Origin of the sequence: Kinneretia sp. DJ1R-11, assembly GCF_025717595.1 — a bacterium.
Lineage (GTDB): Bacteria > Pseudomonadota > Gammaproteobacteria > Burkholderiales > Burkholderiaceae_C > Paucibacter_A.
The window spans coordinates 248,314-260,691 of the sequence record NZ_JAJIRR010000001.1 but is presented as its reverse complement, the minus strand read 5'-3'; the positions used below and the strand labels follow the sequence as shown (position 1 = coordinate 260,691).

The following is a 12,378-nucleotide window of genomic DNA, read 5'->3' as shown; positions in this document are numbered from 1 at the left end:
CGCCATGTTGCTTGACGCCCGCCAGCCAGATGCCATCGCCGCCGCAGCCGCCCGCTTGGCTGCGGGCGAGTTGCTGGCGCTGCCGACCGAGACGGTGTACGGCCTCGGTGCGCGCGCTGACGACGACGCGGCCGTGGCCAAGATCTTTGCGGCCAAGGGCCGGCCGGCTGACCATCCTTTGATCGTCCACGTCGCCGATGCGGCCGATGCTGACGCGTTTGCGGCCGAGCTGCCGTCGTTGGCGAGGCGCTTGATGCTCGCTTTCTGGCCGGGTCCACTGACCGTGATCGTGCCGCGCAAGCCCGGTGTCGGCGCTGCCGCCGCCGGCGGGCAGGACACCATCGGCCTGCGTTGCCCGGCCCACCCGGTGGCGCGCGAACTGCTGATCGCCGCCCGCGCCCTGGGCGTGGCCGGTGTGGCCGCCCCCAGCGCCAACCGCTTCGGCCGGGTCAGCCCGACCCAGGCCCGCCATGTGGTCGATGAGTTCGAGCCGGGCCTGTGGGTGCTGGACGGAGGTGACTGCGAGGTCGGCATTGAGTCGAGCATCGTCGACTGCAGCCGCGCCCATCCAGTGCTGCTGCGCCCCGGCGTGCTGACCCCGGACGAGATCGAAGCCGCGGCCGGCGAGCCCTTGCGGGCACCGGACGCGCAGGCGCCGCGCGCCTCGGGCACCCTGGTCGCGCATTACGCGCCCCGGGCGGTCGTGCGCCTGTACGCCGCCGAAGCCCTGCGTCTGGCCCTGGCCGAAAGCACGGTCCAAGGGCGCCCCGTCGAGGGGCTGGCGGTATATTCGCGATCGGTCGAGGTGCCGGCCGGCGCGCTGGCCCGACGCATGCCGGAGCAGGCACGGGCGGCTGCACATGAGTTGTTTGCGGTGCTGCGGGAGTTGGATGCCGCCGGCGCGAGCGAAATCTGGATTGAGTTGCCGCCTGCGGGCAGCGCCTGGGACGGGGTCAGGGATCGCCTGAGCCGTGCCGCCGCTGCCTTTGTCGGACCTTGAGGTTTGGGGTCGGTGTTTGGCAGAAGGCCAACACCACCTCTGAGAGTTTTTTTGCTTGGAGTGTTCATGAAGAGTTGCAAAACGGGCGCAGGTCGCGACGTTCGCCAAGGTCGCGCCTGGATGGCGACGCTGGCCCTGGCTGCCGTGGCTGTGCTGTCGGGCTGCGGGGGCGGTACCCAGCAGATCGAGCCTTTCGCCCCAACCCGCATCATGGCTTTGGGCGATGAGACCAGTGTCATCACCGCCGCCGGCAAGAAGTACAGCGTCAATGCGCTCGATGCCACCACCGGCCTGCTGGCTTGCGCGAGCAACCCGAATTGGGTGCAGATCGTTGCCGCCAACTTCGGCATGGTCTTCAAGGAATGCAATCCGACCAATATCGCCAACCCGACAGCCCTGATGTATGCGGCCCCCGGCGCCAAGATCGCCGATGTGCGGGCTCGCATCGACGCCCAGTTCACCAATGGCGGTTTTGGTCCCAAGGATCTGGTCACCTTGATGGTGGGGAGCAACGATGTGCTGGAGCTCTATGCCCAGTATCCGGCGCAGAGCAGCGACAGTTTGCTGGCCGAAGCGCGTGCACGCGGCAAGCTGCTGGCTCAACAGGTCAACCGCATCGGCCTGGCCAACGGTCGCATCGTCGTGGTCCAGGTGCCCGATATGGGCTTGACGCCGTTTGCGATCAAGGAAGCTGCGGCCAAGCCCGGCACCCTGGACCGCGCCAAGTTCCTGTCGGAGCTGACCAGCGAGCTGAACCTGGAAATGACGCTCAATCTGGTCAACGACGGCCGTTTGATCGGCCTGGTCATGACCAACGATGACCGCAGCGGCGGCATCCAGACCATCGTCAAATACCCTGGCGGTTTCGGTTTTGCCAATGTGGTGGCTGCGTCCTGCCAGAGCACCGTGGCCATCACCGAGTGCACCCCCAAGACTCTGGTCACCGACGCCACGGCCGACACCTGGTTGTGGGCCAGTGACACTCAGCTCGGCCCGGCCGGCCAGCAAAGGCTGGGCTCCTTGGCGCTGACCCGGGCGCGTAACAACCCCTTCTGATCGGCAGCCGAGGCTGCGTTGTCGCACTCGCCGGGCCGCGCAAGCGCCCCGGCGTTTGTTTTTGCGTGCGCCCCCAGCCGGTCTTGCCTCTGAACCCCGCAGCTACACTTCCGCCATGACCGTGTTGTTGGCCTTAGACAGTTCCACCGAAACCATGGCCCTGGCCCTCAGCAGCCCGGCGGGCCGCTGGGTTTTCGAGGCCGAAGGTGGCCCGCAGGCCTCGGCTCGTTTGGTGCCGGAAGCTCAGGCCTTGCTGGCTTCGGCGGGCCTGCGTCTGGCTGATGTTGACGCCATCGGCTTTGGCCGTGGCCCCGGTGCTTTCACCGGCTTGCGCGCGGCCTGTGCCGTGGTCCAGGGCTTGGCTTTTGCGCTGGGCAAGCCGGTTTTGTCCCTGTGCAGCCTGGAACTGGTGGCCGAGGACGCACGCCAGCAGGCTGAGGCCGAGGGGCAGCCTTTGCTTGGCGTGATCTGGGTGGCCATGGACGCCCGCATGAATGAAATCTATGCCGCCGCCATGCGCTGGGATGGCCTGCAATGGCGGGTTCTGCAGGCGCCGGCGCTGTATGCCCCGGCCAGCCTGTTGGCACACTGGGAGCGGCCCGAGGCCGTGGCCGGCTCGGCCTTGCTGGTTTTTGCTGAATCCCTGGCGCCGGCTTTGGACGGCGTGCGCCAATGGCCGCGCTGCCAGTCGCGCGCGCAGGCCTTGGCGTCGCTGGCGGCCCAAGCCTTTGCACGCGGCGAGTTGCTCGATGCCGCCGAAGCCATGCCGGTCTATGTGCGCGACAAGGTGGCCCAGACCACGGCCGAACGCCTGGCCGCCAAAGCCGCGGCCGGGAGCGCTGCATGAGTGCCTGTCCGCAGGACCAGCACGAACTCGTGCCCGAGGCCCAGCTGCGCGCCATGCGCAGCAGCGACGTGCCGGCCGTGCTGGCCATCGAGCGCCTGGCTTACGAACTGCCCTGGACCGAGGGCAATTTCATTGATTCCCTGGCTGCCGGTTACAGCGCTCTGGTGCTGCAGGCGGCCGACGGCGCCGTGCTCGGCTATTGCCTGGCCATGCAGGGCTTTGGCGAGGTCCATCTGCTCAATATCGCGGTCGACCCGGCCTGTCAGGGCCGCGGCCTGGCGCGCCGCATGTTGGCGGCGCTGGCCCAGCTCTGCCGTGAGCGCAAATGCCCGCAGCTCTGGCTGGAAGTGCGCGTCAGCAACCAGCGCGCCCGCGAGGTCTACCTGCAATACGGCTTTCGTGAGGTGGGCTTGCGCCCGGCCTACTACCCGGTCTTGCAGGGCGCGCGCGAGGATGCCGTGTTGATGAGCCTTGATGTGCTCGAGGCGCAGCAGCCATGAGCTGGGATGCACGCCAGACCGCCATGCTCGCGGCCATGGGCCTGCGGGTCTGGCCGCGTGCCCGGGCTGCTGAGCTTGAGTCGCAAGAGCTGGTCGAGGCCGATGTGGCCGTGGCTGAAGCCGTGGTGTCAAAGCCCGTCCCGCCCCAACCCAACCCCGCCCCCGCCATGCGGTCCGCTGCCAGCGCAGCCGCGCCGCTCTTGCCCAAGCCGCCATCAGCGCCCGTGCCTGCCGCCGCGGCACTGCGCCCGGCTTTGCCTGCCGGGGCACGCGAGCAGGCCCTGGCCGGCTTCGACTGGACCGAGCTGCGCTACGAGGCCGCCGAATGCCAAGCCTGCCGTCTGTGCCAGGGCCGGCGCGGTCATGTGTTCGGCGCCGGCGAGGAGGCAGCCGATTGGCTGATCGTGGCCGACCCCTCCGGCGAAGGCGAAGACCCGGCCCAGGCTTTTGGTGGCGAGGCTGCGGCCTTGCTGGCCAATATGTTGCGAGCTCTCAAGCTGGACCCGGCGCCGGCCTTGGGCCGCGCCGCGGCGGCGCCGGTCGAACGTGCCCGTCAGGCCTATATCAGCCTGCCCCTGAAATGCCGGCCGGCCGCCGGCCGCGCGCCGGGGCCGGAGGAGTTGCTGCAATGCCGCCCCATCCTGGCGCGCCAGGTGGCCTTGTTGCAGCCTCGTGTCATCGTCGCCTTGGGTCGAGCTTCGGCTCAGGCCTTGCTGGGCAGCGATGAGCCCCTGGGTCGTCTGCGCGGTCGGGTCCATCGCCACCAGGGCATTGCGGTGGTGGTCAGCTATGGCCTGGACTACCTGCTGCGCAGCCCGGCCGACAAGGCCGGGGCCTGGGCCGACCTCTGTCTGGCGTTGGAGTCGATCAAGGCCGGCTCATGAACGACGCGACCCTGCCGTCCCCACCTGCCGAACTGCGCTGGGACGAATTGCCCTGCGCCGCCAGCCTGATCGGGCCGCAAGCCCAACTGCTGCAAGCCAATGCAGCTTGGCAATCCCTTCATCCTGCCTTCGCGCTCGGGGTGACTTGGCTGCAGGCTTTTGCCGCGGCCGAGCGCGAACAACTGAGCCAGGCCCTGGGCCGCGAGCAGGATTTCGAACTGCTCTTGCCCGGCCATGGCTGCGCGCCTGACCTAGCCTGCCGGGCGCGCTGGCTGAGCGCCCGCCAGGCCTTCGCTTGCCTCTGGCACGATGTCTCGGTCCAGCGCCGCCAGGAGCAGGCGGCTCAAGCCCAGGCCCAGGCCCTGGCCTTGCAAGCCAGCCAGATGCGCTTGTTGGCCGACAACGTGCCGGCCCTGCTGGCCTTCTACGACGCGCAGACCTTCCGCTGTCATTTCGCCAACCGCCAATACGCCCAGGCCTTCGGTCTGGACGAGCGGAGCATTCTTGGCCGCAGCTTCAGCGAGGTGATCGGGGCCGACGCCCGGCTGCTGGTCCAGCCTCAGGTGGACCGCCTGCTGCGCGAGCGGGTGACCGTCAGTTATGAACGCTATCTGCCCGGCAGCGATCCCGCGCGCGGCGAGGACGGGCGCTGGGTCGAGGTCAGTCTGATCCCGCACCTGGTCGACGGCATTCCTTCCCAGGCCTGTTTCGTGATGATCAACGACATCACCCGCCACCGCGTGGCCGAGATCGCCGCGCGCGAGTCCGAGGCGCGGTTGCAGAAGTTCATGCAGGCTTCGGTCGAGGGCATTCTGTTTCACCGCCAAGGCCAGATCAGCGACGCCAACCCGCCTTTGTGCCGCTTGCTGGGCTACAGCCTGGACGAGATGGTGGGGCGAGCGGCCTTGGATTTCGTCGTCGAAGATTTGCGCGAGCAGGCGGCGCGCGTGATGGCCGAGCGGCGCGAACTCAGCTATGAGTCGGCCCTGCTGCACCGAGACGGCTCGCGCATCTCGGTCGAGCTGATCGTGCGCACGCTGGAGTCGCAGGGCGAGCAGCTGCGCATGACCATCGTTCGCGACATCCGCGACCGCCTGGCCGCCCAGGCCCGCATCCAGCACCTGGCCCACCACGACGCGCTGACCGGTCTGCTCAACCGCGCCGCCTTCATGGAACAGCTGGGCCCGGCCCTGCAACTGGCCGAGAGCCGCGAGCGGCGCCTGGCCCTGCTTTTCATCGACTTGGACAATTTCAAGCGCGTCAACGATTCGCTCGGTCATCTCGAAGGCGACAAGGTGCTGACCACGGTGGCCGAGCGCATCACCGATTGCCTGCGCTCTACTGACTTGGTGGCCCGCTTCGGCGGCGACGAGTTCGTCATCCTGCTGCGTGACATCGCCAGCCGTGAGGATGTGATGGTGGTGCTGATGGCACTGCTGGCCGTGGTTGAGGTGCCGGTGCTGGCCGACGGCTGCCGGCTCTGCGTCACGCCTTCGATCGGCGTGGCCATGTTCCCCGAGCATGGCGGCCGGCCCGAGGAACTGATCCAGCATGCCGATATGGCCATGTACCAAGCCAAGGCCGGCGGCCGCGCCAACTACCAGTTCTTCGATGCCGAACTGGCCCGCCATGCCTACTCCGACTTGGTGCTGGAGAGCGAGCTGGCGCAAGGCCTGGAGCGCGGCGAGTTCGAGCTCTTTTTTCAGCCCCAGGTGGCAGCGCTCGGTGGCGAACAAGGTGGGGCGCTGATCGGCGCCGAGGCTTTGCTGCGTTGGCGCCACCCCACGCGCGGCTTGCTCGGTCCCGATGCTTTCATTGATGTGGCCGAACGCCACCGCCTGATGGTCAAGCTGGGCGAATGGGTGCTGCGCGCGGCGGCCTTGCAGGCGCGCGACTGGCGCGAGCGCGGCGTGGCGGCGGTGCCGATTGCCGTCAACCTTTCGCGCATGCAGTTCCGCCTCGATGGATTTGGTGCCGCAGTGGCGCGGGTGCTGGACGAGGTGGGTATTGCCGGCGAGTGCTTGGAGCTGGAGCTGACCGAGCGCATGCTGATGGACGAGATCGCCAGTGCGCCGGCCACCTTGTCGGCCCTGCGAGCGCTGGGCCTGGGCGTGTCGGTCGACGACTTCGGCACCGGCTACACCTCGCTGGCCCACCTGACCCAGCTGCCCCTGGACAAGCTCAAGATCGACCAGAGCTTTGTCGCCAAGCTGCCCGAGGACGGCGGCGCGGCGGCCATCACCCGGGCCATCATCCAGATGGCGCGCGGCCTGGGCCTCCATGTCAGCGCCGAGGGCGTGCGCACATTGGCACAGCGTCGCCTGCTGGCCGATTGGGGCTGTGATGAACTTCAGGGCGAATTGATCGGCCCGCCCATGTCCGCCGCCGATTTCGAGCAATGGCTGCAGCAGCGCAGCAGCGCGTTCCCATGACCGATGATTCTTCCCAGGCCTCCCCGCTGAACGAGCGCATTGCTGCCGAGATCCATGCAGCCGGTGGCTGGCTGCCCTTCGATCGTTTCATGGCCCTGGCCCTGTATGCACCGGACCTGGGCTATTACAGCGGCCCCAGCCAGAAGTTCGGCCTGATGCCGCAAAGCGGCTCCGACTTTGTCACCGCGCCCGAGCTGAGCCCGCTGTTCGGCCGCTCGCTGGCGGCCCAGGTCGGACAGGCCCTGCAGGCCTGCGGCTGCGATGAGGTCTGGGAGTTCGGTGCCGGGACCGGCGCCCTGGCCGAGCAGTTGCTGGGTGCCCTGGGCACGCAGATTCGCCGCTATCGCATCGTTGACCTCTCCGGCACCCTGCGCGCCCGTCAGGCCGAGCGCCTGGCCCACTGGGGCGACCAAGTCGAGTGGCTGGACCAGCTGCCCGAACAGTTCGACGGCATCGTCGTCGGCAACGAGGTGCTGGACGCCATGCCGGTGCAGCTCTTGGCCTTCGACGGCCAGGCCTGGGCCGAGCGCGGCGTGGTCTGCACGCCCGAGGGTGGCTTTGCCTATTCGGACCGCGCGCAGCCTGGCCTGCAGCTGCCGCTGAGCGAGCCGCCGGAGAGCGCCTTCCCGCCCGGCATGGTCACCGAGACCCATGCCCAGGCCGAGGCTTTTGTTCGCACCCTGGCCCAGCGCCTGCGGCGCGGTGCGGCCTTCTTGATCGACTACGGTTTTCCCGAGCGCGAGTACTACCACCCGCAGCGGCATGGCGGCACTCTGATGTGCCACCACCTGCACCGCAGCGACCCCGATCCTTTGGTTCTGGTGGGCGAGAAAGACATCACCGCCCACATCAACTTCACCGGCATTGCCCTGGCCGGCCAGAACGCCGGGTTCGAGGTGCTGGGTTACACCAGCCAGGCTCATTTCCTCTGGAACTGCGGCCTCGCCGCCCTGCTGGAAGGCGCCAGCGTGGCCGAGCGCAGCATGGCCCACAAGCTGGTGGCCGAGCACGAGATGGGCGAGCTCTTCAAGGTGATCGGCTTCGCGGCCGCAGGCTCAGGCTTCGAGGCGCAGGGCTTTGCGCGAGGGGACCGGTCTCACATGTTGTGAGTCGGGCGGTTGAAGACCGCGAATGCGGTCAAGCGCCCCGACGCTGACGCTGCCCCAGCATCAAGCCGGCCAGCCCCGCCAACATCAAGGCCACGCTGCCCGGCTCGGGCACGGCGGCGATGGCGGCGTGGTCCACGCCGTTCAGATGCAGGGACCAGTAGCCGCCTTTTTGGTCGCCGGTGTTGATGTTGGAGCTGGCTTGCACCCAGTCGGCCAGGGCCACCGGGGTGCTGCCATCGAGCGTGAAGCCGATGCTGTTGGCGCCCGCGATCGGGTCGTTGCCCGCTAGGCTCAGCGTCAGCCGGTAGTGGCCCGCGGCGAAAGAGGTCAGCACGGCGCCGGCGTCGAAATAGCCCGGGCCGGCGAAGCTGCCGTCGTTGTCGTCAATGGTTTGCAGCCAGGCGTGCTGGGCGTTGTACAGACCCAGCGTGGGGTCGAAGTTCAGGCCCGATTGCCAGGAGTCGGTGAACAGGGTGATGGTCTGAGCGCTGCTCAGGCTGAAGTCGATCTGCACGACGTCGGTGTTATGGCTGAACTGGCCGCTGAAGCTGAAATCGGCGGCTTGGGCCGCCAGGGCCGCAAAGCCCAGGGTGGCGGCAGCCAGGCTGCGCAGCGCGAAGTGGGTGTTCATGGGTGTGATCTCGGTGAAATGAGGTGGGGTGACGCGGGCCAGGGCCCGCATCAGGGCGCCAGCAGCGGCGGGTTGGCGCGGGAGGGGGTCTGGGCCGAGGGGCTCAGGCGCTGGCTGCCAGCCTGCACTTCAAAGGCGACGCCAAAGCTCTCCAGATTGCTGGGGCTGGCCACGGTGTCCACGTACCACCACTCGCACACCGCGCGCTGGCGGTTCACGTCCAGCAGCATGTAGCCGCGGCGATGCAGATTGATGTACTTGAAGTGCGGGTTGAGCGAGCGCAGATAGGCCGCCGTGCCACCGCTGGTGTCGCTGTCCACGCCCGGCGAGGTCACCGAGGTGCCGACGAACTCCACCGCTTGCGAACCCTCGCCGGTGGCCGGGTTGTAGCCTCCGGTGCTGACATTGGGGTTGTTCGGGTCTTGGGTCAGGTCGGCCGCCCAGGAGCTGTGGATGTCGCCGGTCAGCACCACGACGTTGTCGACACGGCCATGTGCGGCATCGCCCTTGATGATGTCGTAGATGCGGTTGCGGGCGGGCTGGTAGCCGTCCCACTGGTCGCTGTTGAGGAAGACGCCGCCACCGGCCGAATTGGCCGCCGCCACGCCCTTGAGCTGGGCGAACATCACGCCCTGGCCCAGCAGCTTCCACTGCGTGCCGCCTTGGCGCAGGCGCTCGGCCAGCCAGGCTTCTTGCTCATTGCCGAGCAAGCTGCGGCTGGGGTCGGCAAAGGGGCCACTCTGTGTGAAGCCCTGGCCCAGCGGCGTGGCGATGCTGCCCTTGATCTGCTGTGAACGGTTGCTCAGGCGCTCTTCCAGCATCAGCAGGTCGACCAGGTCGCCGTAGACGAAGTTGCGGTGGTTGTCGTTGAGCTTGGCGGTGTTGACCGGGCGCACCGGCATCCACTCGTAGTAGGCCTGCAGGGCGGCGGCCTGGCGCGTGGCCCAATCGCCCTCGGTGCCGGGCTGGTGGTTTTCGGCGCCGGTCTTGTAGGCGTCGTTGGCGGTTTCGTGGTCGTCCCAGATGGCGACCAGCGGGTGCTGGCGGTGCATGGCCTGGGAGTCGGCATCGCGCTTGTACTGAGCGTGGCGCTGGCGGTAGTCGCTCAGCGAGACGATCTCGGTGGCGGGTTCCGAGGGGCGCGCCGAGCCGTATTGGCCAGTCCCATATTCGTAGATGTAGTCGCCCAGATGGACGACCAGATCCAGGTCGGCGCGTTGGGCGATGCGGGCGTAGGCGTTGAAGTAGCCATAGGCCAGGTTGGAGCAACTGACCACGGCCATGCGCAGGCTGCTGGTGCCGCCCACCGGCAAGGTCTTGGTGCGGCCGATGGGGCTGCTGGCGCCCTCGGCGCTGAACTGGTAGTAGTAGGTCCGGCCCGGCTGCAGGCCGATGGCATCGACCTTGACCGTGTAGTCACGGCCCGGGTTGGTCTTGCTGCTGCCGCGCAGCACCACATTGCTGAGGGCCGCATCGGTGGCCACCACATAGCTCACCGGCACGGCAGGCTTGAGGCTGGCCGGCGTGACGCGGGTCCAGAGGATGACGCGGTCGCTCAGCGGGTCGCCGCTGGCCACGCCGTGCTGGAAGACCGGCGCGAGCGCCGCGGATTGCGCCGCCAGCGGCAGCAGCAGGGGCGTGGCGGTGGCCACGGCCACCGTGCCGGCGCCAGAGCGCTTGAAGAAATCGCGGCGAGTGCTGCCTGTGCGCAGCGGCTTGACTTGTGTCGGGCGTCCCATATCCATCTTTCGTCGGCAGCGCGCGAAGGAGGATGCCGGCGCGCTTGGGGCGCAGTCTGGCAGCGCAGTTTGACAAGCCGACGCGGGACAGGGGCGGTGCGGTAGTCCGTCTGGCAGGTGGCGGAAGCGGTGACCCCTTGGCCCTCAAACGCCCAAGGCCGCCAGCCTCGCACGCTGCACTGCCCGGCCGATCTCCGGCCCCTTGCGCCCCTCCGCCAGCGCCTGCGCGCTGACGGCCGCCAGGTCCACGGCCTGCACGGCGCGCAGGTCTTGCAGCAGCTTGTCACGCTGCGGGTAGGGCCGGTCTTCCAGGCCCAGGCGGCCGCGGGCGTCGCATTCGCAGGCCCAGAGCAACTGCTCGAAACGCTCGGGGCGGCGCCAGGCATCGCAGCGTTCCATCAGGCGCAGGCGGGCTTCGGGGCTGAAGCTCTCGCTCTGGTGCACATGGGTGTGTTCGCGGGCGACCAGCTCGGCCAGCTCGCGGCAATCGCTGGGCACGCGCCAGCGTTCGCTCAGGCGCCGCACCAGGGGCAGACTGCGGCTTTCGTGGCCGATGTGGCGGGGCAGCACATCGGCGGGGGTCAGGCCCTTGCCCAGGTCGTGGCAGAGGCTGGCGTAGCGCACGGTCAGCGGCGCCTGCTGGCGCGCGCATTGCTGCAGCACCATCAGCACATGGATGCCGGTGTCCACTTCCGGGTGGTGGGCGGGTGGCTGCGGCACGCCGAACAGGGCCTCCAACTCGGGCGCCAGGCGGGCCAGGGCGCCGCAGTCGCGCAGTACCTCGATCATGCGGGCTGGCTGCGCTTCCATCAGGCCTTTGGCGAACTCCTGCCAGACCCGCTCGGCCACCAGGGCATCGACCTCGCCGGCTGCCACCATCTCGCGCATCAGGGCCAGGGTTTCTGGCGCCACGGTGAAGCCCTCAAAACGGGCGGCGAAGCGGGCCAGGCGCAAGATGCGCACTGGGTCTTCGGCAAAGGCGGGCGAGACATGGCGCAGCACCCGTGCGGCCAGATCGCGCTGGCCGCCGTAGGGGTCGATGATCTGGCCGCTGGCGTCTTGCGCCATGGCATTGATCGTGAGGTCGCGCCGGGCCAGGTCTTGCTCCAGGGTCACATCGGGCGCGGCATGGAAGGCAAAGCCGTGGTAGCCCGGCGCGGTCTTGCGCTCGGTGCGGGCCAGGGCGTATTCCTCATGCGTTTCGGGGTGCAGAAAGACCGGGAAGTCGCGGCCCACGGCTTGGTAGCCGGCCGCGCGCATGGCAGCCGGGTCGGCGCCCACGACCACCCAGTCGTGGTCCTTGACCGGCCAGCCCAAGAGGGCATCGCGCACGGCGCCGCCGACCAAGTAGGACTTCATCGGCGTCATCGCGTCCCTGCTTTCTCGTGCTTTCTCAAGGCTGGGTTCGGTAGGGTTCGTCCTCGGCGATGAAGTCGCGCTCGGCCACGGCGTCGGCCACAAAAGCCTGCACCGCCGGGTGAGCCTCGATGGCCTGAACATAGGCTTGCGCAGCGGCGGACAGGGGTAGGCCGTAGCGCGTCACGCGCATCACGACCGGGGCGAAGTAAGCGTCTGCCGCGCTGAAGGCGCCGAAGAGGAAGGGCCCGCCGCTGGCGGCCAGGGCCTCGCTCCAGAGCCCATCGATGCGGGCCAGGTCCGCCTTGAGCTTGGGCTCGGTGGCCATCAGGCGGGTGCCCACGGCCTGCAGTTCCGCATCGATATTCATGGGGCACAGGCTGCGCAGGGCGCTGAAGCCAGCATGCATCTCGGCGCAAACGCTGCGGGCGCGGGCGCGCTGGCGCGCATCGCGCGGCCAGATGGCGTGCTCGGGGTGCTGCTCGGCCAGGGTCTCGGTGATGGCCAGCGTGTCCCAGACCACAAAGCCGTCGTCCTCGACCAGCAGCGGCACCTTGCCCACTGGGGTCAGTGCCGCCAGGGTCTGGTAAAAGGCCGAGCGGGGGCTGAAATCAAAGCGCAGCTTCACCTCCACGAAGGGGATGCCGAAGGCCTTGAGCAGCACCCAGGGCCTCATGGACCAGGAGGAGTAGTTCTTGTTGCCGATGTAGAGCTTCATGGGGTGGGTTCTTTCTGGTCGTCGGATGGGCTTGCGAAGAGCGGCCAGCTTAGCGAGTCAGGCCGCTGAAACCGAAAGCCAGGCCGCTGATATTCATGCATGAGCT

11 protein-coding genes are annotated in these 12,378 nt (G+C 68.4%); 7 read left to right on the top strand and 4 right to left on the bottom strand.

From position 1 onward, the window contains the following. The first annotated feature begins 4 nt into the window (after positions 1-4). From LNV23_RS01105 to LNV23_RS01075, 7 genes are all read left to right on the top strand, one after another. Positions 5-1,000 (top strand): L-threonylcarbamoyladenylate synthase, encoded by a 996-nt coding sequence (locus LNV23_RS01105; RefSeq protein WP_263561252.1) that lies wholly within the window; start codon positions 5-7, stop codon positions 998-1,000. A 66-nt stretch (positions 1,001-1,066) separates the two neighbouring features. Then, positions 1,067-2,056, top strand: coding sequence for an SGNH/GDSL hydrolase family protein (locus LNV23_RS01100; protein WP_263561251.1), 990 nt, complete (start codon positions 1,067-1,069; stop codon positions 2,054-2,056). A gap of 115 nt (positions 2,057-2,171) precedes the next feature. Further along, on the top strand, positions 2,172-2,903 hold the full coding sequence (gene tsaB, locus LNV23_RS01095) for a tRNA (adenosine(37)-N6)-threonylcarbamoyltransferase complex dimerization subunit type 1 TsaB (RefSeq protein WP_263561250.1): 732 nt from the start codon (positions 2,172-2,174) through the stop codon (positions 2,901-2,903). Beyond that, complete coding sequence (rimI, locus tag LNV23_RS01090) at positions 2,900-3,403, top strand: ribosomal protein S18-alanine N-acetyltransferase (protein ID WP_263561249.1); 504 nt, start codon at positions 2,900-2,902, stop codon at positions 3,401-3,403. The genes tsaB and rimI overlap by 4 nt, the downstream gene beginning before the upstream one ends. Further along, entirely contained in the window at positions 3,400-4,287 is an 888-nt protein-coding gene (locus LNV23_RS01085; RefSeq protein WP_263561248.1) for a uracil-DNA glycosylase, read from the top strand. Before rimI ends, LNV23_RS01085 begins: the two co-directional genes overlap by 4 nt. Beyond that, positions 4,284-6,719, top strand: coding sequence for a putative bifunctional diguanylate cyclase/phosphodiesterase (locus LNV23_RS01080; RefSeq protein ID WP_263561247.1), 2,436 nt, complete (start codon positions 4,284-4,286; stop codon positions 6,717-6,719). Before LNV23_RS01085 ends, LNV23_RS01080 begins: the two co-directional genes overlap by 4 nt. After that, entirely contained in the window at positions 6,716-7,828 is a 1,113-nt protein-coding gene (locus LNV23_RS01075) for a class I SAM-dependent methyltransferase (protein WP_263561246.1), read from the top strand. The genes LNV23_RS01080 and LNV23_RS01075 overlap by 4 nt, the downstream gene beginning before the upstream one ends. Before the next feature lie 28 nt (positions 7,829-7,856). Here the strand turns inward: LNV23_RS01075 and LNV23_RS01070 are convergent, their stop codons facing one another. The 4 genes from LNV23_RS01070 to LNV23_RS01055 form a co-directional block, all read right to left on the bottom strand. Further along, entirely contained in the window at positions 7,857-8,459 is a 603-nt protein-coding gene (locus LNV23_RS01070) for a DVUA0089 family protein (protein ID WP_263561245.1), read from the bottom strand. 50 nt (positions 8,460-8,509) lie between these two features. Continuing rightward, complete coding sequence (locus LNV23_RS01065; RefSeq protein ID WP_263561244.1) at positions 8,510-10,198, bottom strand: alkaline phosphatase D family protein; 1,689 nt, start codon at positions 10,196-10,198, stop codon at positions 8,510-8,512. 144 nt (positions 10,199-10,342) lie between these two features. After that, complete coding sequence (locus LNV23_RS01060) at positions 10,343-11,566, bottom strand: multifunctional CCA addition/repair protein (protein WP_318023199.1); 1,224 nt, start codon at positions 11,564-11,566, stop codon at positions 10,343-10,345. Positions 11,567-11,591: 25 nt separating this feature from the next. Further along, complete coding sequence (locus tag LNV23_RS01055; RefSeq protein WP_263561243.1) at positions 11,592-12,272, bottom strand: glutathione S-transferase family protein; 681 nt, start codon at positions 12,270-12,272, stop codon at positions 11,592-11,594. Between the last annotated feature and the right edge of the window lie 106 nt (positions 12,273-12,378).

Bases quoted from the DNA above. Each gene is read 5' to 3' on its own strand.
- LNV23_RS01105 (WP_263561252.1), top strand. From the start codon at position 5: ATGTTGCTTGACGCCCGCCAGCCAGATGCCATCGCCGCCGCAGCCGCC.
- LNV23_RS01100 (WP_263561251.1), top strand. From the start codon at position 1,067: ATGAAGAGTTGCAAAACGGGCGCAGGTCGCGACGTTCGCCAAGGTCGC.
- tsaB (WP_263561250.1), top strand. From the start codon at position 2,172: ATGACCGTGTTGTTGGCCTTAGACAGTTCCACCGAAACCATGGCCCTG.
- rimI (WP_263561249.1), top strand. From the start codon at position 2,900: ATGAGTGCCTGTCCGCAGGACCAGCACGAACTCGTGCCCGAGGCCCAG.
- LNV23_RS01085 (WP_263561248.1), top strand. From the start codon at position 3,400: ATGAGCTGGGATGCACGCCAGACCGCCATGCTCGCGGCCATGGGCCTG.
- LNV23_RS01080 (WP_263561247.1), top strand. From the start codon at position 4,284: ATGAACGACGCGACCCTGCCGTCCCCACCTGCCGAACTGCGCTGGGAC.
- LNV23_RS01075 (WP_263561246.1), top strand. From the start codon at position 6,716: ATGACCGATGATTCTTCCCAGGCCTCCCCGCTGAACGAGCGCATTGCT.
- LNV23_RS01070 (WP_263561245.1), bottom strand. From the start codon at position 8,459: ATGAACACCCACTTCGCGCTGCGCAGCCTGGCTGCCGCCACCCTGGGC.
- LNV23_RS01065 (WP_263561244.1), bottom strand. From the start codon at position 10,198: ATGGGACGCCCGACACAAGTCAAGCCGCTGCGCACAGGCAGCACTCGC.
- LNV23_RS01060 (WP_318023199.1), bottom strand. From the start codon at position 11,566: ATGACGCCGATGAAGTCCTACTTGGTCGGCGGCGCCGTGCGCGATGCC.
- LNV23_RS01055 (WP_263561243.1), bottom strand. From the start codon at position 12,272: ATGAAGCTCTACATCGGCAACAAGAACTACTCCTCCTGGTCCATGAGG.